The 21349-nt window shown below is 64.9% G+C and carries 15 protein-coding genes; 13 read left to right on the top strand and 2 right to left on the bottom strand.

What is annotated here, in order from left to right:
* Positions 1–7 precede the first annotated feature (7 nt).
* From VCJ09_RS01385 to VCJ09_RS01345, 9 genes are all read left to right on the top strand, one after another.
* Positions 8–4828: a PAS domain S-box protein gene (locus VCJ09_RS01385; protein WP_324732840.1), complete on the top strand. Its 4821-nt coding sequence runs from the start codon at positions 8–10 to the stop codon at positions 4826–4828.
* Complete coding sequence (locus VCJ09_RS01380) at positions 4825–6783, top strand: ATP-binding protein (RefSeq protein ID WP_324732839.1); 1959 nt, start codon at positions 4825–4827, stop codon at positions 6781–6783. The genes VCJ09_RS01385 and VCJ09_RS01380 overlap by 4 nt, the downstream gene beginning before the upstream one ends.
* Before the next feature lie 97 nt (positions 6784–6880).
* Positions 6881–7075 (top strand): hypothetical protein, encoded by a 195-nt coding sequence (locus VCJ09_RS01375; protein ID WP_324732838.1) that lies wholly within the window; start codon positions 6881–6883, stop codon positions 7073–7075.
* Positions 7076–7138: 63 nt separating this feature from the next.
* Positions 7139–10291: a response regulator gene (locus VCJ09_RS01370; RefSeq protein WP_324732837.1), complete on the top strand. Its 3153-nt coding sequence runs from the start codon at positions 7139–7141 to the stop codon at positions 10289–10291.
* Positions 10284–10670, top strand: a complete 387-nt coding sequence (locus VCJ09_RS01365) for a response regulator (protein WP_324732836.1) — start codon at positions 10284–10286, stop codon at positions 10668–10670. Before VCJ09_RS01370 ends, VCJ09_RS01365 begins: the two co-directional genes overlap by 8 nt.
* Positions 10663–12318, top strand: coding sequence for a diguanylate cyclase (locus VCJ09_RS01360; RefSeq protein WP_324732834.1), 1656 nt, complete (start codon positions 10663–10665; stop codon positions 12316–12318). Before VCJ09_RS01365 ends, VCJ09_RS01360 begins: the two co-directional genes overlap by 8 nt.
* Before the next feature lie 193 nt (positions 12319–12511).
* Positions 12512–13801, top strand: coding sequence for an NAD(P)/FAD-dependent oxidoreductase (locus tag VCJ09_RS01355; protein ID WP_324732833.1), 1290 nt, complete (start codon positions 12512–12514; stop codon positions 13799–13801).
* 95 nt (positions 13802–13896) lie between these two features.
* Positions 13897–14454, top strand: a complete 558-nt coding sequence (locus VCJ09_RS01350; RefSeq protein ID WP_324732832.1) for a helix-turn-helix domain-containing protein — start codon at positions 13897–13899, stop codon at positions 14452–14454.
* Between the two features lie 23 nt (positions 14455–14477).
* A complete protein-coding gene (locus tag VCJ09_RS01345; protein WP_324732831.1) occupies positions 14478–15830 on the top strand; it encodes a glutamine synthetase family protein in 1353 nt (450 codons plus the stop codon).
* 19 nt (positions 15831–15849) lie between these two features.
* On the opposite strand, the gene VCJ09_RS01340 is transcribed toward VCJ09_RS01345, so the two are convergent.
* Both VCJ09_RS01340 and chrA read right to left on the bottom strand, forming a co-directional pair.
* On the bottom strand, positions 15850–16176 hold the full coding sequence (locus VCJ09_RS01340) for a rhodanese-like domain-containing protein (protein ID WP_324732830.1): 327 nt from the start codon (positions 16174–16176) through the stop codon (positions 15850–15852).
* Positions 16177–16239: 63 nt separating this feature from the next.
* Positions 16240–17589 carry a chromate efflux transporter gene (chrA, locus tag VCJ09_RS01335; protein ID WP_324732829.1) on the bottom strand — a complete coding sequence of 450 codons (1350 nt, stop codon included), beginning with the start codon at positions 17587–17589 and terminating at the stop codon, positions 16240–16242.
* A gap of 247 nt (positions 17590–17836) precedes the next feature.
* Between chrA and VCJ09_RS01330 the strand changes: the two genes are divergently transcribed.
* From VCJ09_RS01330 to modC, 4 genes are all read left to right on the top strand, one after another.
* Positions 17837–18463, top strand: coding sequence for a class I SAM-dependent methyltransferase (locus tag VCJ09_RS01330; protein ID WP_324732828.1), 627 nt, complete (start codon positions 17837–17839; stop codon positions 18461–18463).
* Positions 18464–18692: 229 nt separating this feature from the next.
* Positions 18693–19451, top strand: a complete 759-nt coding sequence (modA, locus tag VCJ09_RS01325; RefSeq protein ID WP_324732827.1) for a molybdate ABC transporter substrate-binding protein — start codon at positions 18693–18695, stop codon at positions 19449–19451.
* A 12-nt stretch (positions 19452–19463) separates the two neighbouring features.
* On the top strand, positions 19464–20141 hold the full coding sequence (gene modB / locus VCJ09_RS01320; RefSeq protein ID WP_324732826.1) for a molybdate ABC transporter permease subunit: 678 nt from the start codon (positions 19464–19466) through the stop codon (positions 20139–20141).
* Positions 20141–21283, top strand: coding sequence for a molybdenum ABC transporter ATP-binding protein (gene modC, locus VCJ09_RS01315; protein WP_324732825.1), 1143 nt, complete (start codon positions 20141–20143; stop codon positions 21281–21283). Before modB ends, modC begins: the two co-directional genes overlap by 1 nt.
* Positions 21284–21349 lie beyond the last annotated feature (66 nt).

Genomic DNA, 21349 nt, shown 5'->3' with positions numbered 1-21349 from the left:
GTTGCGCATGAACACCAGGAAAGTATCCGCCGCGATCCGCTGGATAGTCGGCCTCGGCAGCCTCGCCCTGGCGCTGTTCTTTGCCGCTCTGGGCTGGCTCGCCCTGAACGATCGGGAAACCTTCTGGCAACTGCAGATGACCAAGCAGGCCGATTTTCAGCGCCAGGCCCTGCACAGCTCCCAGCGGCGCCAGCGCGATCAGGCGCAGCTGCTGGCCGAGAGCATTGCCGCCGACTCCTGGGTCATCGAACTGGTGCGCCAGGCCTATGCCCTGCACAACGGCAACAACCCGGACCAGGCCGCTGCGAAGGCCATCCGCAACCAGCTCTACACCCGCCTGGCTCCACGCTGGCGCCACCTGCAGACCAGTCATCCATTCAAGCTCTACATCCACCTCGCGCCCACGGCAGAAGTGCTACTGCGCGTGCATCAACCCACGCAGTTTGGTGACCAGCGCAACGGCCATCCTTCGATGCTCAGCGACGCCCTGCGTGACCAGCAAAACAAGGCCGGCCTGGATCTTGGCGCCGACAGCCTGGTGATGGGTGCGATAACCCTGCTGCAGGTGGAAGGCACACGCAATGCCGTAACCGTCGGCGCCGTGGAAGTCACCCAGAGCCTGCACAGCGATTTGCAGCAGCTGGATCAGGAACTGGATTCCGGCATCGCCTTGCTGGTCAAGCGCGCCGCGCAAGCGCCAGCGCTCAGCGCTGAAGGACTGCCTAGCCTGGCCGAGGACGCCGACGACTGGACCCTTGAAGGCTTCTCGCGCGGCCAGGTGCAGCGTTGGCAAACCCAACAGGTGTTGCCCGCACCTGCCGCCGGCAACACGATCAAACTGCTCGAAGATCAGGGTCGTACCTACCTGCTCAATCAAGTGCTACTGCCCGACTATTTGTCAGCCGTCACACCCAGTCAAAGCACCTCAGCCATCGCCCTGACCTGGCGCGATATCAGCGCACAGCTCGCGCGCCACCAGAGCGACCAGCACTGGCTGATCGGCAAATGGCTGCTGGCCTGGTTCGGCGCAGAAGCCCTGCTTCTGTTGCTGCTGCTGAGCACCCGTCACGCTAGCCAGGTATTGACCCGCCGCCACCGCGACGAGCTGCAGCACAAGCACCGGCAAAGCGAGCAGTCGCGTCAGTTGCTGGCGGTGATCGCTCAGGCCCAGGCGGCCTATATCACCGCACAAAACCAGCACGAATCCTTCAATGCGCTGCTTGAGCGCATCCTCGAACTGACCGCCAGCCAGTTCGGCTTCATCGGCGAAGTGCTTGAGGATGAACAGGGCGCGCCCTACCTGCACACCTACAGCATCAGCAATATTGCCTGGGACAGCGCCAGTGCCGCGTTCTATGCCGAACGCTCGGCGCAGGGCATGGAGTTCCGCAATCTCGACACGCTGTTCGGCCAGGTGATGCGCAGCGGCGAGGCGCTGATCAGCAATCAGCCTGCGCAGCATCCACATAGCGGCGGTTTACCTGCCGGGCATCCGCCGCTGCTGGCATTTGCCGGCCTGCCCATTCATGCCCATGGTCGGCTGGTGGGTATGCTCGGCCTGGCCAACTGCGCCGATGGTTATCAGGACGCCCTGGCCGAGCAGCTGCAACCCTTGCTCGCCACCCTGGGTCAGTTGATCGAGGCGCTGCGCCGCGACGTGCAACGCGAACAGGCGCAGCAGCATCTGCAGCGCCAGCAAGCGGCCCTGCGCGCACTCAACGAGATTGCCGCCCTGCCCACCCTGAGCAGTCAAGAACAACTGCGCCAGGCTCTGCAACTGGGCGCCAGCTTCTACCAGGTGCCACTGGCCATCATCAGCCAGATCGAGGCCGATGATTACCAGGTGCGGGTTCAAGTATCACCAGCGGGCGCCCTGAGTGACGGCCAGCACTTTCCCCTGGGCGACACCTACTGCAGCCTCACCCTGCACAGCGATGCAGTGCTGGCCATCGACTGCATGGGCCAATCGGCTCACGCCACTCACCCCTGCTACCCGCTGTTTGCCCTGGAAACCTATATCGGCACCGCCATCTGGGTCGCGGGCCAGCGTTTCGGCACGCTGTGCTTCGCCTCACCCGAGGTGCGCAGCCAGCCATTCGATGAGGCCGACCGCGAGTTCCTTCGTCTGTTCGCTCGCTGGGTCGGCGCCACCCTCGACCGCCAGCAGCAGGAGCAGACCCGGCAGACCCTGCTGGAGCGCCTGAAGGAGGCCCAGCAGATCGCCCGCCTGGGCCACTGGCAAGCCAATCTGCAGACTGGCGAGCTGGACTGGTCGGACACCATCTTCGCCATCTTCGGTTACGACCCTCAGGGTTTTACCCCGAACACCGAGGCTTTCAAGCGCTCTGTGCACCCCGAGGATCGGGCCCTGGTCGAGGCCAGCGAACAACGGGCGCTGGCAGGCGGCTTACACGACGTGGTGCATCGCATCCTGCGCCCCGATGGCGAGGTCCGCTGGGTGCATGAACTGGCCCGCCTGCAACCCGACGAACAGGGCCGCATGACCCGCCTGGCCGGCACCGTGCAGGACGTCAGCGAGCTCAAGCAGCGCGAAGCTCAGGTGCAAGAGGCCCGCGCCTTCCTCCAGGCCGTGCTCGACTCGGCTACCGGGGTCTCCATCATCGCCACCGATGCCAGCGGGGTGATCAGTCTGTTCAATCCTGGCGCCGAACTGCTCCTCGGCTATCGGGCCGCAGAGGTGGTTGGCCAGCACTCACCGATGCTGTTTCACCAGCCCGAAGAGGTGCGTGCCCGCGGCCGCGAACTGAGCCACGAGCTTGGCCGCGAGATCCAGGGTTTCGAGGTGTTCGTCGCCAATATCCAGGGCGGCCATGCGAAAACCCAGCAGTGGACCTATATCCGCAAAGACGGCGAACAACGCATCGTCAACCTGACGATCAACGCCATCCGCAACGAGCAAGACAGTATTCACGGCTACCTCGGCATTGCCACCGATCTCAGTGCCTTGCAGCAGGCTACCCGCGCCCTGCAAAAAAGCGAAAGTCGCTTCCGCGGCATGGTCGCCAACCTGCCCGGGGTGGTCTACCGCTGCCGCCACGATGGCGACTGGACCATGCGCTTCATGGGCGATGAAATCGAGCAACTGAGCGGCTACCCGGTCAGCGACTTTATCGACAACCGGGTACGCAGCTATGCCAGCGTGGTTCACCCGCACGACCGCGCCAGCACCTACGACATCCAGGCGCAAATCTTGCGTCAGGACGTCTTCGAGCTGACCTATCGCTTGCAGCACGCCGATGGTCACAACGTCTGGGTACGGGAAAAGGGCCGCGGCGAATACGACAATCAGGGCAACCTGCTGTGGCTGAACGGATTCATCTGGGACATCAGCGAACGCAAGCAGATCGAAGACGAACTCAAGCTCAGCCAGCAACTGTTCAGCAGTGCCTTCAACACCGCGCCCCAGGGCATGGCCCTGGTCAGTCCCGAGGGGCGCTGGCTGGAAGTCAACGACGAGCTCTGCCGCATGCTCGGCTACAGTCGCGCGCAATTGCTGGCCAGCGACTTCCAGCAGATCACCCACCCCGACGACCTGACCACCGACCTGGAGAATGTCGAGGCGCTGCTGGCCGGACGGAGCAATGGCTATCAGATGGAAAAGCGTTACCTGGATCGCCAGGGCCGGACCATCTGGGTACTGCTCAGCGTCTCGCTGGTGCGCGATGACGATGGCCGACCGGTGCACTTCATCTCACAGATTCAGGACTTCAGCGAACGGGTCGCCGCCGAGCGCGCCGTCCGCGAACGCGAGCACTACCTGCACACCCTGCTCGACAACGTCTTGGACGCCATCATCACCATCGATGAACAGGGCAACATCGATACCTTCAACCGCGCCGCGGAACAGCTGTTCGGCTACGGCCTGGCCCAGGTGGCAGGCCGCAACGTCAGCCTGCTGATGCCCGAACCGGAGCGCTCGGCCCACGATGGTTACCTGGCGCGTTACCAGCAAACCGGCGAGACCCGGCTGATCGGCACGGTGCGCGAGTTTAAGGGCCTGCGCCGCAATGGCGAGCAGTTCGCCATGGAGCTGGCCGTGTCGCAGATCAGCCACCAGGGCCAGCGGCGCTTCATCGCGGTAATCCGCGATATCAGTGAACGCAAGCGCATCGAACAGATGAAAAGCGAGTTCGTCTCCACCGTCAGCCACGAACTGCGCACCCCGCTGACCGCCATCGCCGGCTCCCTCGGCCTGATCAACGGTGGCGTGCTCGGCGCGGTGCCGGCGGCCATGCAGCAGATGCTGACGATTGCCCAGGACAACAGCCAGCACCTCAGCCAGCTGATCAACGACCTGCTGGACATGGACAAACTGGTGGCCGGCAAGATGCCGATCGAGCTGAACGAGCAGCCCCTGCAGCCATTGCTCGCACAGGCCATCGCGCAGAACCAGCCGTATGCCAGCCAGTATCGGGTGCAGCTGCAGCTGCTCGATACCCTGCCGGCCACCCAAGTACGGGTCGACAGCCAGCGCCTGGCCCAGGTACTGGCCAACCTGCTGTCCAATGCGGCCAAGTTCTCGCCCGCCGGACAGCCTGTCGAGGTTGCCGTGCAACAACGCGGTGACCAGGTGCGGGTCAGCGTGCGCGACCACGGCCAAGGTATTCCCGAGGCATTCAAGGCGAGCATCTTCGCCAAGTTCTCCCAGGCCGATGCCAGCAATACCCGGCAGAAAGGCGGCACCGGCCTGGGTCTGGCGATCAGCAAGGAGCTGATCGAACGCATGGGCGGGCAGATCGGCTTCGACTCGCTCGCAGGCCAGGGCGCGACCTTCTGGTTCGAACTCCCCGATGCGAGGCTGGCATGAGCAGTGTCACCCAACAAACGGCCCGCTCGCAGCGCCGCCAAACGCTGAACTGGGCTATCAGCCTGGGCCTGCTGCTGGTGCTGGTGCTGGGCGTCGAACTGTTACTGCAGCAATATGCCTTGCGTCAGCTGCAAGCCAACCAGCAAGCGCTCGCAGCCCATACCGGCGAAGTGCGTGTGGTGCTGCTCGCCGAACTGAATGCCACCTTGCACCTCGCCAGTGGCCTGGCCGCCTATATCCCGGCCAAGCAGGGCCAGATAGATCCACAGGAACTCAAACCCTGGCTGGAGGGGCTGCTCCAGCAAGGTCGACACATTCGCAATATCGGCCTGGCGCCAGACAATCGCGTCGCCTTGGTCTACCCGCTGGCCGGCAACGAAGCCGCGCTCGGCCTTTATTATCCCGATCAGGCCGAGCAATGGCCCGCGGTGGAGCGCATCATCGCCAGTCGCACCGCCAATCTCGACGGCCCGCTGCAATTGGTTCAGGGCGGGACAGGCCTGATCTATCGAGTGCCGGTATTTCTCGATGACCAGCGCTACTGGGGCATGATCAGCACGGTCATCGACTTCGACCAGCTGTATGCCCAGGTTGAGGAGATTGCCCGCCAGCAAGGCATTGCGATCAGCCTCCAGCCACTTGCCGAGCCGGCCAGCGCCAGCCTGGCGCAGACCGCAACCGAGCCTGACGCCGTCCACGTCAAGCTACCGATTGTGCTTGCCGGCGCCAACTGGCAACTTGAGGCCCACTACCTGATCGCGCCCAAACCTCTGCCTGCCTGGCTACGTCTGCTGGGCTGGAGTCTGGCGCTGATCTGCACCGCCCTGGTCAGCCTGGCGCTGCACGGCCAGCACCGCCAGGCCAGCCTGCTGCTGGCGCTCAATCAGAGCCAGCAACAGTTTCTCGATGCCTTTGACATGACGCCGATGGGCTTGGCCCTGCTCGATCAACACGGCTGTCTGCTGGCCGCCAACCAGGCCCTTTGCCAGCTGCTGCAACGCAGCCCCGCCACGCTGCGCCACCAGCACCTACGACAATTCTGCGCGGCGTCCTGTCACCCGCAGTTGAACGCAGAATTGGCGGCAACAACGCCAGGGCACAACCGCAGCTGGCAACAAAACCTACTCGATGCCCGGGGCGAGCCCGTCGCCGTGATGCTCAGTGCCGCGGTCCTGAGTGGCGGCCTGGAGACTGACGCAACCCGCATTCTGCATATCCAGGACATTCGCGAGAGCAAACGCCTGCTGCACCTGCAAAACGAATTCATCTCCACCGTCAGCCATGAGCTGCGCACTCCGCTGACCGCCATCATCGGCCCGCTGGAGCTGATCAATGCCGGCGCGCTGGGCGAGGTGCCGGAGGCTTTGCAGCCCATGCTGCAGATCGCCCAGCACAATAGTCAGCGCCTGGTCACGCTGATCAACGACCTGCTGGACATCGGCAAGCTGGCGGCTGGCAAGATGCGGTTCGATGTCCAACCACTGACCCTGCAGCCACTGATCGAGCAGGCCCTGCACAGCAACCAGGCGTATGCCGAGAACTATGGGGTCCATCTGCGTCAGCTCGCCAACTGCGCGGACCGGGTCAGGGTCGACGCTCACCGCCTGCAGCAGGTGCTGGCCAACCTGCTGTCCAACGCCGCCAAATTTTCCCCGCGCGGCGGCGCCGTCGATCTTTATACCGAACGCCGCGGCCAGCATCTGCGCCTCAATGTGCGTGATCGCGGCCCGGGGGTTCCGGCAGCGTTTCAAGAGCAGATTTTTCAAAAATTCGCCCAAGCCGACGCTTCCGACACCCGCCAGAAGGGCGGCACCGGGCTAGGCCTGGCGATCAGCAAAGAGCTGATCGAGCGCATGGGCGGGCGCATTGGCTTCGATTCGCTGCCGGGCCAAGGCGCTACCTTCTGGCTCGAGCTGCCACTGGCCGAATCGGCCACAACGGATCTACCGGCATGAGCTGCGCCCTACTGGAACGCCCAAGCAAGCGCTTATCGGCATGCCGGGAAACCGCACACCACGTCGCACCGCTGCGCCAGCGCGCTAAGGACAAGCCATGCACACCCCCCTGAACCTGGCGAACGCCGCCTTCTGCGATGAGGGCCGCAAGTTGCTGGAGGAGACACAGGGCATTGCCTGGCTGGAAAAACCGTTCGACGAGGCGCAACTGTTGGCGAGCCTGGAGCAATCCATCACGGCCGCAGCCAAGCGTCACAGCCCGGAGGGCAGCAACCATGACTCGACGCAGTAGGCAGTACCGGCCACGGCGCCAGCCCTCCTGGCCGGCACACTCACCCCGCGCAAGGACCTGCAGATGAACCGAACCCCCACGGGGCCGACCTTGCCCTTCGACGAAGCCGCGCGGCTCGCCGAGCTCCAGCTGTACCAGTTGCTCGACACGCCCGCCGAGGAGGCCTTCGACGACCTCTCCCAGCTCGCCGCGCAACTCTGCGACGCGCCCATCGCCCTGGTCTCGCTGCTCGACGAGCAACGCCAGTGGTTCAAGAGCAAAGTCGGCCTGGACGTCTGCGAGACGCCCCGCGAGCAGGCTTTCTGCGCCCATGCGATCCTCGCCCAGCAGTTGTTCGAAATCCCCGACGCCCTGGAAGACCCGCGCTTCGCCAACAACCCGCTGGTCACCGGGGCGCCACATATTCGCTTCTACGCCGGCATCCCGCTGACCACCAGTCGCGGACACAACCTCGGCACCCTCTGCGTGATCGACCGCCAGCCGCGTCAATTGACCACCCCGCAGCGCGACGGTCTGCGCCGCCTCGGCCGCCAGGTCGTGCGCCTGTGCGAGCTGCGCCTGAACCTGCACCAGCATGCCGAGCAGGCGGCGCTGCAGCGCGCCATCCTCGCCAGCGCCGGCAGTGCGATCATTGCCACCACGCCCACGGGCGAGATCAGCAGCGTCAACCCGGCCGCCGAACACTTGCTCGGCTACGCCCAGCAGCACCTGCTCGGCCGCCCCTTTGCCACCGCCCTGCTCGACCCCAAGCAACTGGCGGGCCGCACCGAGGCGCTCGGCCAGGAATGCGAGCAGACCATCGGCGCGGACTTCTCTGTGCTGGCCGCACATGCCGCGCGCGGCCAGGACCAGCCGCGCGAATGGTCCTTCGTTCGCCAGGACGGCCGCCAGCTGCCGGCCTTGCTAACAGTCTCCGCGGTACGCGACGAGGGCGGAGTCCTGCTCGGTTACGTCGCCATCGCCCAGGACCTGAGCCAGCGCGAACAAGCCCTGCAGCGCCTGCGGCAGATCGCCGCGCAGTTACCCGGCATGGTGTTCCAGGCGCTGTTGTCCGAGCGGGGCACGGTGCGCTTCCCCTACGCCAGCGAGGGCATAGTCGACATCTACGGGCTGACCCCGGCCGATGTCCGCGAGCATAGCAAGGCCGTGTTCGCGGCCATCCATGAGGACGATCGCGCCAGCGTTGCCGACGCCATACGCGACTCGGCCAGAACGCTGAGCCAATGGCACCAGGAATACCGCGTGCGCCATCCCAGCAAGGGCCTGATCTGGGTCGAAGGCAAAGCCACTCCCCTGCGCCAGGCCGATGGCTCGGTGATCTGGCATGGGGTGATCAGCGACATCAGCGCGCGCAAACACCAGGAGCAGGAACTGGAACAGCAGCAGGAAATGAACCGGCGCCTGCTCGAGGCGCTCGCCGAGGGGGTGATCGCCTGCGATGCCCAGGGCCAATTAACCCTGTTCAACGATACCGCCCGACAATGGCATGGCACCGATGTCAGCCTGCTCGCACCCGAGCAATGGGGCGACTATTACGACCTGTTCGAGGCCGACGGCCAGACTCCGCTGGCCAGCACCAAGATCCCCCTGCTGCGGGCGCTGCAGGGCGAGCGGGTGCGCGACGCGGAAATCAGCATAGTGGTCAAGGGCCAGGCGCCCCGCTTCGTCACCACCAACGCCGACCCACTGTATGCCCCCGATGGCCGCCAGCTCGGCGCCGTCGCGGTGCTGCATGACATCACCGAGCGCAAGCGCAGCGAACGCATGCAGCGCGAGTTCGTCTCCACGGTCAGCCATGAGCTGCGCACACCGCTGACCTCGATCTCCGGCTCGCTCGGCCTGATCCAGGGCGGTGCGCTCGGCGAACTGCCGGAGAGCATGCGGCAGATGCTCGATATCGCCCATCACAACAGCCTGCGCCTGAGTCATTTGATCAACGACCTGCTGGACATGGACAAGCTGGTGGCCGGAAAGATGAATTTCCAGCTGCGTAGCCTGCAGCTGGACGCCCAGCTCGACGAGAGCCTGGCGAACAACCAGGCCTATGCCGACCAGCATGGCGTGCAGCTGGTGCAGGAGCGGGGCCCATCCCTCAAGGTGCGGGCCGATGCCATGCGCGTGCAGCAGGTGCTGGCCAACTTCCTCTCCAATGCCATCAAGTTTTCTCCGCCCGGCGCCCAGGTACGCCTGAACAGTGAACTGCGCGAGCAACGCCTACGGGTCAGCGTCAGCGACCAGGGCCCCGGTATTCCGACTGAATTCCGCGAGCGGATGTTTCAGAAATTTTCCCAAGCCGACGCCACCGACAGCCGGCAGAAAGGCGGCACCGGGCTGGGCCTGGCGATCAGCAAGGAGCTGATCGAACGCATGGGCGGGCGCATCGGCTTCGACTCGATCGAGGGCCAGGGGGCGACCTTCTGGTTCGAGTTGCCGCTGCTGGAGGCCACGAACCTGGCGAGCAACGCCGAAGAGGCTGAGCGACCCAGCTTGCTGGTGATCGAAGATGAAGCCGATATCGCCCAGCTGCTGCGCCAGTTCCTGAGCCACGCCGGCTACCGGGTGATGTTGGCCGCCAGCCTGGAGCAGGCCCGGACACTGCTGGCCGAGCACCGCTTCGCCGCCGTCACCCTGGACCTGCGCCTACCGGACGGCAATGGCCTGCAGTTGATCCGCGAGTTGCGCAACGATCCCGCCACCGAGGAGCTGCCGGTGCTGGTGATTTCCGCCGCCTGCGACGAGGGCCGGCTGAGTCTGAACGGCAGCTTCCAGGCCATCGACTGGCTGGACAAGCCGATAGACCGCCACAGCCTGCTGGCCCGCCTGCGTCAGGCCCTGCACGGGCTACCGGAAAGACCCCGGGTGCTGCATATCGAGGACGATCCCGACTTGCGTCAGGTGATTGCCGAACAGGGCCGCACGCTGGCCGATTTCGTCTCAGCCAGCAGCCTCACCGAGGCCCGCCAACTGCTCAGCCAAGGCAGCTACGACCTGATTTTGCTGGATCTCAGCCTGCCCGACGGCAACGGCCTGGAACTGCTCGAAGAAATCCACCAGCACCATCCTGGAGTACCCGTGGTGGTACTCTCCGCCCAGGACCTGCCGGCCGAGCGCCTCGGCCAGGTCGAGGCCACCCTAGCCAAATCGCGCACCAGTGCGCGACACTTCCTGCACTTGCTCGCCCGCCTACTACCCGCCATGGAGAATCGGCATGCCTGAACTGACCCGCATCCTGCACGTGGAAGACGACCCTTCAATCCAGGCCGTGGCCAAAGTCGCGCTGGAGGCCGTCGGCGGCTTTCGGGTACTCAGTTGCTCGTCCGGCCAGGAAGCGCTGGATCAGATCCAGGGTTTCGCGCCGGATTTCATCCTGCTGGATGTGATGATGCCCGGCATGGATGGTCCGCAAACCCTGATTAAACTCAGCGAGCTGGTGGACATCGGGCTGATCCCGGTGGCCTTCATGACGGCCAAGGTGCAGCCGGCGGAGATCGAGCACTACCGCAGCCTGGGTGCCCTCGACGTGATCATCAAGCCCTTCGACCCTATGCAACTGGCCGCCCAGGTCCGGCAAATTTGGAGCCGTGCACATGGCTGAACAACCCAGCCCGACCAGCGAACTGCAGCACCAGCTGCAACGGCTCAGCGAAAAATTCGCCGAGCGCCTGGTCCAGGAACTGCCCGAACTGGCCAGCAAGGCCAAACTGCTGCAAGCCGCCGACCACGAGACGCAACTGCAGCAACTGCGCAGCCTGCGCGATCAGCTGCACAAGCTGGCGGGCGCGGCCGGTACCTTCGGCTTCGCCAGCATCGGCCAACGTGCCCGTGAGCTCGAACAACAGGCCATGCACTGGCTGGAAAGCCTGCGCCTGAAGGATCAGGATCTGCAGGAATTCATCCACCAGTTGCAGCAGTTCGCCGCGCAAAGCGTGCAGAGCGAGGCGGCGGCGAAAAGCCCTGCCCGCCCGCAAAAACCGCTGAAAGCCGAGACGGACGTGCACTGTATCTACATCCTCGAGGACGAGGTCAGCATCGGCGAGAACATGCGCCTGACCCTGGGCAATTTCGGCTACCACGCCGAGCACTTCAGCCGTATCGCCGATTTCGACGCGGCGCTGCAACGGCGCCTGCCGGATGCGCTGATCATCGATGTCAACCTGGGCGATTCCGAGCAAACCGGCCTGGTGTATGCCGCTGCCCTGCAACAGCGCCTGGAGCAACCACTGCCGCTGCTGGTGATTACCACCGAGGACGACTTCGCCACCCACCTGGAGGCGGTACGGGTCGGCGCCATGGGTTACTTCACCAAACCGGTGGACATTCCCCAGCTGGAAAACCGTCTGGACCGCTGTTTCGCCCAACAGCAGGGCGAGCCCTACCGGGTGCTGATCGTCGATGACGACCACGACCTGGCCAGCCGCTACAGCCTGATCCTGCGCGGCGCCAACATGCTGGTGGAAGTGCTCGAAACCCCGGCGGGCATCTTCGAAGCCATGAGCCGTTTCAATCCGGAGGTGGTGCTGCTCGACGTCAACATGCCGGACTGCACCGGTCCGGAACTGGCGCAGATCATCCGCTTCAACGACGACTGGCTGCGGGTACCGATCATCTACCTGTCGGCAGAGACCGATATCACCCGGCAAATGAATGCCTTGATCAAAGCCGGCGACGACTTCATCACCAAACCCATCGGTGACAACGCCCTGGTCACCACCGTGTTCTCCCGGGCCCAGCGCGCCCGCCTGCTGAGCATCGCCCTGTCACGCGACAGCCTGACCGGCCTGCTCAAGCATGCCGACATCAAGGAGCAAGTCGGCATTGAGCTGGAACGCGCGCAACGCAGCGGCAAACCGGCCAGCGTGGCGATGCTCGATATCGACTTCTTCAAGAAGGTCAACGACAGCTACGGCCACGTCGCCGGTGACAACGTGATTCGCGCCCTGGCCAACCTGCTGCGCCAGCGCCTGCGCCGGGTCGATAGCCTGGGCCGCTATGGCGGCGAAGAGTTTCTCGTGGTGCTGCCCGATTGCACGGCCGATCAGGCTCTGCAGGTTCTCGATGAAATTCGCCAACGCTTTGCCGATCTGCAGTTCATCGCTGGCGACAGCGAGTTCTCGGTCACCCTGAGCGCCGGAATCGCCTCGACCGAGCAAGCAGCACAGGCTGCCGGTGAACTGCTGGAGCGGGCCGACCGCGCCCTTTATGTGGCCAAGCACGGCGGCCGCAATCAGGTCAGTCAATCCTGACCGAGCATCACTGATAGCAGGCGCAGCGCCTGGGCCGGGGCGGCTACATACTCGTTGGCCCGGCCAATTACACGCATCGACTAGCCGTTAGCGGCGGGTAGCTGACCCGTACGCGGGGTTATCGCTTGGCCTTATGAATTAAATAGTGTATTTTTTCATGAAATTTAATTATTTTAATTTCATGAGGCGCGCCATGTTCAAACAGTCCGCCCAGCATGTCGCCAGTTACTACGCACGCACCTTTCCCGCCCCGCTTGCCTTGCGGCCAATCCTGCAGGAGCGCCTGAACTGCGACGTCCTGATCATCGGCGCCGGCTTCAGCGGGCTGCACACGGCGCTGCGCCTGGCCCGGGCCGGCAAGCGGGTGATCCTGCTGGAAGCCAGCCGGGTGGCCTGGGCCGCTTCCGGGCGCAATGGTGGCCAGGCATTGCTCGGCTGGTCCTGCGACATGCCGCCGCTGGAGCAGGCACTTGGCCAGGAACGCACCCGCCGCCTGTGGGACAGCATGCGCTGGGCCGCCGCGGAGCTGCGCGAACTGCCACAACGGCACGGCTTCGACGTCGATTACCGGGTCGGCAGCCTGTGGGCCGCCGTGCAACAGCGACGCATCGCGCAACTGCGCGAAGCCCAGCGCGAAGCAGTGGAGAAGTGGGGCTACCCACACCTGCGTTTTATCGAGGGCGAGGAACTGCCCGAGTGGATCGCCAGTCCGCGCTACCTGGCCGCACTCTATGACCCCGAGGCCGCCCACCTCAACCCGCTGAAACTGGCCCAGGGCCTGGCCAGCGCCATCGAGCAGGCCGGCGGGCAGATCTTCGAACAGAGCCAGGTGCTGGATTACCACGCAACCAGCGCAGGCTTTGTCGCACGCACCGAACAGGGCGAAGTAGCCAGCGATGTGCTGGTGCTGGCCTGCAACGCCTATATCGATGGGCTGGATCGCCAGCTGGCCAATCGGTTGCTGCCAGTGGGCTCCTATCAGGTCGCCACGGCGCCGCTCGATCCCGAACTGGCACGCTCGCTGCTGCCACGCAACAGCTGCGTGATCGACAACCAGTTCGTCCCCGATTATTTCCGCCTGACCCCGGACCACCGCCTGCTGTTCGGTGGCGGCTGCACCTACCTGGGCGGTATCCCCAAGGACGTCGCCGGCGCCACCCGGCCCTACCTGGAGCGGGTATTCCCGCAACTGCGTGGGGTCGAACTGGAGTTCGCCTGGGGCGGGCATATCGACGTCAGCATGAAACGCACCCCGGATATCGGCCGCCAGGGCCAGCGCTACTGGCTGCAGGGTTTCTCCGGCCACGGCGTGCTGCCGACCCTGGCCGGCGCCCGCGCGGTGAGCGATGCGATCCTCGGCGACGACCAACTGCTGGCGCTGTACCAGGCCATTAACAACCCACGCTTTCCCGGCGGCGCGCTGCTCGCCGCGCCGCTGGAGGCGGTGGGCAAGGCCTGGTACCGGCTACGCGACGTCGTCTGAATTCGTAGGCCGGAAAACCGCCAAGGGTTTCCGGCCTAAAGCCGGTGGATGAAACAAGCGCCATGCACCCGACCACAGCCTCACAGGAACTCAACATGGACATGCAAGATGAAGTCGAAGGTCTGGCGATCCTGATTCGCGACCTGCGCAAGCACAAGAACCTCACCCTCGGCGAGCTGGCCGAGCGCATCGACCGTTCGGTGGGCTTCCTCTCCCAGGTCGAGCGCGGTCTGTCGCGCCCCACCGTGGCTGACCTCACCGCGATCAGCGAAACCCTGGGGGTGCCGACCACCTACTTCTACAGCCTGAGCAAGCCGCGCGCGCTGCGCTGGGTGACCCGCCCCGGCGAGCGGCGCACCCTGTATTACGCCGGCGGCATCACCGACGTGCTGGTGTCGCCGAGCATGTCGGCGGGCTTCTCCATGCTCGAAAGCCACCTCGCGCCAGGCGCCAGCAGTGGCGCAGGGCACCTGGACGACAGCTCCGAACAGGGTGGCTTCGTCCTCGAAGGCGAGTTGAGCATCTGGCTCGGCGACGACCCGCAAGCCGTGACGCTCGGCCCCAACGACAGCTTCCAGCTACCGCCGCATAGCCAGTTTCGCTACGCCAACCTTACCGACCAACCCACTCGAGTGCTTTGGGTTTTCAAATAACCCCGGCTCGCAGGATCCTCGCCATGACAACAACAAATAGCTTCCCCGACCTGCTCAGCGAAGTGCGCGCCTTCCGCGCCCAGCACCCCGACGTACGTTACGTCGACCTGATCAGCCTGGACATTCCCGGGCATTTCTATGGCAAGCGCTACCCCGTCGAGATGCTGGAAAAGGTCGCCGCCGGTAGCCCGCTGAAGATCCCGCAGAACTGCGTGTTGCTTGGCGCCCAGGGCGGCCTGCACCCGATCGGCGACTACTGCTTCAACGACGGCGACCCGGATGCGCCGCGCCGGCTGATCCCCGGTACGCTCAAGCCGGTACGCTGGGAAAAGCAGCCGCTGGGGCAGATGCTGATCAGCTCCGATGGCACCGCGGCACCGATCGAATTCGAGCCGCGCGAGGTGCTGGCGCAAGTGCTTGGGCGCCTGGCCAAGCGCGGCATCCGCCCGGTAGTGGCCTTCGAGCTGGAGTTCTACCTGTTCGACCGCGCACTCAAGGATGGCCTGCCGCAGTTCCCGCGCGACCCGCTGTGCGGCGATGCCGACGACCAGCCGAACATGCACATCGAACGCCTGTCGCGCTTCTCCGACGTGCTGCATGAGATCGTCGAAGCGGCCAATGAGCAGGGCGTGGACGCCAACGTGATCACCGCCGAACTCGGCCCCGGCCAGTTCGAGATCAACTTCGGTCACTGCGACGACGGCCTGCGCGCCGCCGACTGGGCCGCCCTGTTCTGCCGCAGCACCCGTGGCGTGGCACTCAAGCACGGCCATCGCGCCAGTTTCATGAGCAAGCCCTACCTGCAGGCGCCGGGCAGCGGCATGCATGTGCATGTCAGCCTGTACGACGCCGCCGGCAATAACCTGCTGGCGGCAGACGAACAACGCCCGCTGCGGCATGCCGTGGCCGGCTGCCTGGAGCTGCTGCCGCACTGCATGCCGATCTTCGCCGCCAACCACAACGCCTATCGCCGCTACGGCGCCATGGTCAACGCCGCCAGCCGCGCCAGCTGGGGTTATGAAGACCGCGACGCGTGCATCCGTATTCCCGAGTCAGACGGTAAGAATTTGCGCATCGAACACCGCCTGGCTGGCGCCGACGCCAACCCCTACCTGGTGCTGGCGGCGATCCTCAGCGGCATGGAGCACGGCCTGGATGCCCAGCGCGAACCCATCGCCCCGCTCAACGAGAATCGCCAGAGCGGCATCGACTTCCCCCAGGACATGCTCAGCGCTGTGGCGGCGATGCAGGGCCATCCGCAGGTCAACCAGGGCCTGGGCAGCGAGTTCGTCATGGTCTACTGCGAGAACAAGCGCCAGGATCATCTGGCCTTCATGCATGAACTGAGCGCACGGGAGTACCGCTGGTTTCTCTGATGCGCTAGCCAGCAGCCGGCTAAATTGGCAGGCTCTGGGTGGGCTGGCCGGCGGCGTGCCAGCCCGCATAGCCATCGATCAGGTAGCGCGCATCCAGCCCCATGACCTGCAGCATGGCGGCGATGCCCTGACTGATTTCATGACCCTTGGCGCAGAACAGGATGACTGGGCGATCCCGAGAAATCTGCTCTTTCCAGCTCAACACGGCCTCCGGTTCGAACCACTGCGCACCGGCAATGGTCGCGGCATCCACCAGCCGTGCAGATGCGCGCCGCACATCCAGCAAGGTGAATTGCCGACCGGCCGCTTGCCACTCCGTCAGTTCACAAAGCGAAATTCGGTTCATCGCAGACCTCCCTCTCAGTGGTTGTGAAAATATCGCCGTAGGCGAGCGTTTTTTCACAAGCTCTCAATTCAGCAACATATGCACCAGCAAACCCGCCAGCGCGCAGGCACCGATCACCTCGATCACCCCGCGCTTGTACGTGAACAGCGCCACCGCCGCCGCCAGTGCAATCAGCGCCGAGGGCCAGTCGAAGCTAGCGCCGAAGCCCTCAGGCCAGAGTACGTGGTAACCGAAGAACAGCGCCAGGTTGAGGATCACCCCGACCACGGCGGCGGTGATGCCGGTCAGCGGCGCGGTGAACTTCAGCTCGCCGTGGGTCGATTCCACCAGCGGCCCGCCGGCGAGAATGAACAGGAACGAGGGCAGGAAGGTGAACCAGGTGACCAGGGTCGCCGCCAGAGCACCGGCGATAAACACCTGCTCGGGACCGAACACCTGCTGCACATAGGCGCCGACGAAGGCAACGAAGGCCACCACCATGATCAGCGGTCCCGGCGTGGTCTCGCCCAGCGCCAGGCCGTCGATCATCTGCGTCGGCGTCAGCCAGCCGTAGTGATCGATGGCGCCCTGGTAGACGTAGGGCAGCACCGCATAGGCGCCGCCGAAGGTGAGCAACGCGGCCTTGGTGAAGAACCAGCCCATCTGGGTCAGGGTGCCGTCCCAGCCGTACAGCCAGATCAGCAGGCCCATCGGCAGCAACCAGAGCACGCCACCGGCAGCCACGATCAGGGCCAGCCGCGAGGCGCGAAAGCGCGCATGGGCCGGTGTCGGGGTGTGGTCATCGATCAGCGCCGGGCCGAAGGAGTTATCCGTAGCCGCATGGCCACCGCCGATACTGAATTGGTCCGGCAACAGGCGTCCGCCGACATAACCCAGCAACGCCGCGCCGAGCACGATCAGCGGAAACGGCACATGCAGGGCAAAAATGGCGACGAAGGACGCCGCAGCGATGCCCCACAACCAGTTGTTCTTCAACGCCCGCGAGCCGATGCGCCAGGCCGCCTGCATGACGATGGCGGTCACCGCCGGCTTGATCCCGTAGAAGATCCCCGCCACCAGCGGCACGTCGCCGAAGGCGATATACAGCCAGGACAGGCCAATCAGGATAAACAGCGACGGCAGCACGAACAGCACCCCGGCAATCACCCCGCCCCAGGTGCGGTGCATCAGCCAGCCGATATAGGTGGCCAGCTGCTGCGCTTCCGGCCCGGGCAGCAGCATGCAGTAATTCAGCGCATGCAGAAACCGCCGCTCCGACAGCCAGCGGCGCTTCTCGACCAACTCCTGGTGCATGATCGCAATCTGCCCGGCCGGGCCACCGAAACTGATCAGGCCGAGCTTGAGCCAGAACAGCAAGGCCTCGACCAGGCTGACGGCTTGCGGGGTGTCATGCTCGGCTGGCGGCGTAGGCATCGGCGGCGTATCCACTCGGGTTAAACGGCTGCAGCACTATAACGCGCAGCGCTGACGGACTGATATTGCACAGCACCACAGCACCAACAGCGTGCTGATTTACCCGGTCAGAGCCGTACCGATGCGCGCCCTCAGGCGGTGTTGCCTGCTCGCGACCCTCATCAACCGGCGTTTGCGGCACACGCCGAGCCAGCGAACCGGTAGATAGGTTTTAATAGCGTTCTGCTCTTGTCCAAGGTTTACCCCGATGCCCCTGACTGCCGACGAACTTGCCCGGATCAGCGCCCTCACCCTGCAGCATTATCAGCAGGGCGCCGAAGCGTTCCGCGAGGGCACCCGCGATCACGATGTCAGCCAGAACATCGCCGCCCTGCTCGGCCATATCCAGGCCGAGCCGCCCTACCGGATCCTCGATTTCGGCTGCGGTCCGGGTCGCGACCTGCGCACCTTCAGCGCCCTCGGTCACACGGCCATCGGCCTGGACGGCTGCCCGCGTTTCGTCGAGATGGCCCGCGCCGACAGCGGCTGTGAGGTCTGGCTGCAGGACTTTCTCGCCCTCGACCTGCCCGCCGCGCAGTTCGACGGCATCTTCGCCAACGCCGTGCTGTTCCATATCCCCAGCCAGGCGCTGCCGCGGGTGTTGGGTCAGCTGTACGCCGCGCTGAAACCGGGCGGAGTGCTGCTCAGCTCCAACCCGCGCGGGGACAACCAGGAAGGCTGGAACGGCGACCGCTACGGCGCCTACTACGACCTGGCCAACTGGCGAGTCTTGCTCGGCATCGCCGGTTTCGTCGAGCTGCAACACTACTACCGCCCGCCCGGTTTGCCGCGCGCGCAACAGCCCTGGCTGGCCAGCGTCTGGCGTCGCGGCTGAATCGCGCTTAGGTTCGGTGCTCACGTCAGGTCTCTGACGGGCGAGTTCGAGTCGCCTTCGCTCAAGCCAGCGCCGCGGCCGAACAGTCGCGGCGCGGGCAACGACACAGCAAAGCTTGCTCCTCCTCCGACCTACTTGCGCCTAGCGCTATATTTCTCTGTATATAGCGCTAGACGCACGCTAAAGTGCCCAGGCGTTGCCCGCAAACCAAGGTTCAAAGAGCCATCTGATGACTAATCGTGCCCCCAAAACATGCCTGGCGCTGTTCGCCGGCCTGACCTTCAGCGCCAGCGCGCTGGCCGAGGAAGTGCAAGTGGCCGTGGCCGCCAACTTCACCGCGCCGATCCAGGCGATTGCCCCCGCGTTTGCCAAAGCGACCGGCCACACTCTGGTTGCGGCGTTTGGGGCCACCGGCCAGCTGTATGCGCAGATTCAAAATGGCGCGCCTTTCGAGGTGTTCCTCGCCGCCGACGCCAGCACGCCGGCCAAGCTGGAAAGCGCAGGACTTGGGGTTGCCGGCTCGCGCTTCACCTATGCGATTGGCAGCCTGGTGCTGTGGTCGGCCAAGGCTGACTACATCGACGGCAGCGCCGCGGTGCTCAAGGCCAACCAATTCAAGCACCTGGCCATTGCCAACCCGAAAGCCGCGCCTTACGGCCTGGCTGCGCGCCAGGTGCTGGATAAACTCGGCTTGAGCGCAGCGCTGCAGAGCAAGCTGGTCGAGGGCCAGAGCATTACCCAGACGCTGCAGTTCGTATCGACCGGCAATGCCGAATTGGGCTTCGTCGCCCTGTCGCAGGTGTACCAGGACGGCCAGCTCGGCAGCGGCTCGGCCTGGGCAGTGCCTGATGAGCTGTACGAGCCGATCAAGCAGGACGCGTTGCTGCTCAAGAAGGGCGAGCATAACCCCGCGGCCAGCGCCCTGATCGAGTACCTCAAGGGCCCGCAAGCGGCGGCCATCATCAAGTCCTTCGGCTATAAACTCTAAGGGTTCGCCGCGATGCCCCTCACCCAAGCCGACCTCAACGCCGTCCTGCTGAGCCTGCAGCTGGCCTCGCTGACCACCGTGCTGCTGTTGCTGATCGGCACACCCATCGCCTGGTGGCTGGCGCAGACCGACTCCTGGCTGAAGAAGCCACTCGGCGCCATCGTCGCCCTGCCGCTGGTGCTGCCGCCGACGGTGATCGGTTTCTACCTGCTGGTGAGCATGGGTCCGCACGGCGTGATCGGCCAGCTGACCCAGAGTCTCGGTCTCGGCACCCTGACCTTCACCTTCACCGGGCTGGTGATCGGCTCGGTGTTCTATTCGCTGCCCTTCGTCGTGCAACCGCTGCAGAACGCCTTCGAGGCCATCGGCCGCGCACCGCTGGAGGCGGCGGCGACGCTGCGCGCCAATCCCTGGGATACCTTCTTCACGGTGGTCCTGCCACTGGCCAAGCCCGGTTTCATGACCGCGGCCATCCTCGGTTTCGCCCACACCGTGGGCGAGTTCGGCGTGGTGCTGATGATCGGCGGCAATATCCCCGGCAAGACCCAGGTGGCCTCGGTGCAGATCTACAACCATGTGGAAACCATGGAGTACGCCCAGGCCCACTGGCTGGCCGGCGGCATGCTGGCGTTCTCCTTCATCGTATTGCTGGCGCTCTACTCGGGCCGCCGCGGCAGGCAGGGCTGGTAATGACCGACACACTGTTCAGCGGCAAGCCGCTGGCGCCGAGCCAGGCGGTGCAGAACCTGATCCGCGCCCGCTTCAAGATCGAGCGTCCCGGCTTTGTCCTGGATGTCGACCTGAGCCTGCCCGGCCGCGGCATCAGCGCGCTATTCGGCCACTCGGGTTCGGGCAAAACCAGTTGCCTGCGCTGCTTCGCCGGCCTGGATCAGGCGCCCGACGGTTACCTGCAGGTCAATGGCGAGCTGTGGCAGGACAGTGCCCGCGGCCAGTTCGTCGCGCCGCACCAGCGCGCGCTGGGTTATGTGTTCCAGGACGCCAACCTGTTCGCCCACCTGTCGGTGCGGCGCAACCTGGAGTTCGGCCTTAAACGCATCCCCGCCCACAGTCGACGGGTGCCGCTGCAACAGGCGGTCGAACTACTCGGCATCGGCCATCTGCTGCAGCGCATGCCGGATAACCTCTCCGGCGGCGAACGCCAGCGGGTGGCCATCGCCCGCGCCCTGCTGACCAGCCCGCGCCTGCTGCTGCTGGATGAACCACTGGCCTCGCTCGACCTCAAGCGCAAGCTGGAGGTGCTGCCCTACCTGGAACGCCTGCACGAAGAACTGGACATCCCGATCCTCTACGTCAGTCATTCGCCCGACGAAGTGGCGCGCCTGGCCGATCACCTGGTGGTGCTCGAAGAAGGCCGGGTGCAAGCCAGCGGGCCGCTGAAGGAAACCCTGCTGAGGAGCGATCTGCCCTTCCTGTTCGAGGAGGATGCCGAGGCCGTGGTCGATGGCACTGTCAGCCACTACGAGCCGGACTATCGACTGCTGAGCATCCGCCTGAGTGGCACCGACGCCGTGTTGCAGTTGACCCATGCACCCCTCGCCACGGGCAAGCCGGTGCGGGTCAAGGTCAAGGCGCGGGATGTCAGCCTGAGCCTGCATAAGGCCCAGGACACCAGCCTGCTCAACCTGCTGCCGGCCAGGGTCGAACACTGGCTAACGCTGGCGAATCAGGCGCAGATACTGGTCAGCCTGCGGGTCGGCGATGAGCGGATGATCGCCCGCATCACCCGCTACTCCTTCGACAAACTGGCCATCCATGCGCAGCAGGCGCTGTGGGTGCAGGTCAAATCCGTCTCGCTGCTGGCATCCGATTGAGCGCAGCGGCGCAAGCGATCAGTCGCATGAGCCTGTCCACCCAGCCGAACGCCACCGCTCAAGCCA

The organism is Pseudomonas paeninsulae, from assembly GCF_035621475.1.
GTDB classification, from domain to species: Bacteria; Pseudomonadota; Gammaproteobacteria; order Pseudomonadales; family Pseudomonadaceae; genus Aquipseudomonas; species Aquipseudomonas paeninsulae.
This window is presented reverse-complemented; position numbering and strand designations above follow the sequence as displayed.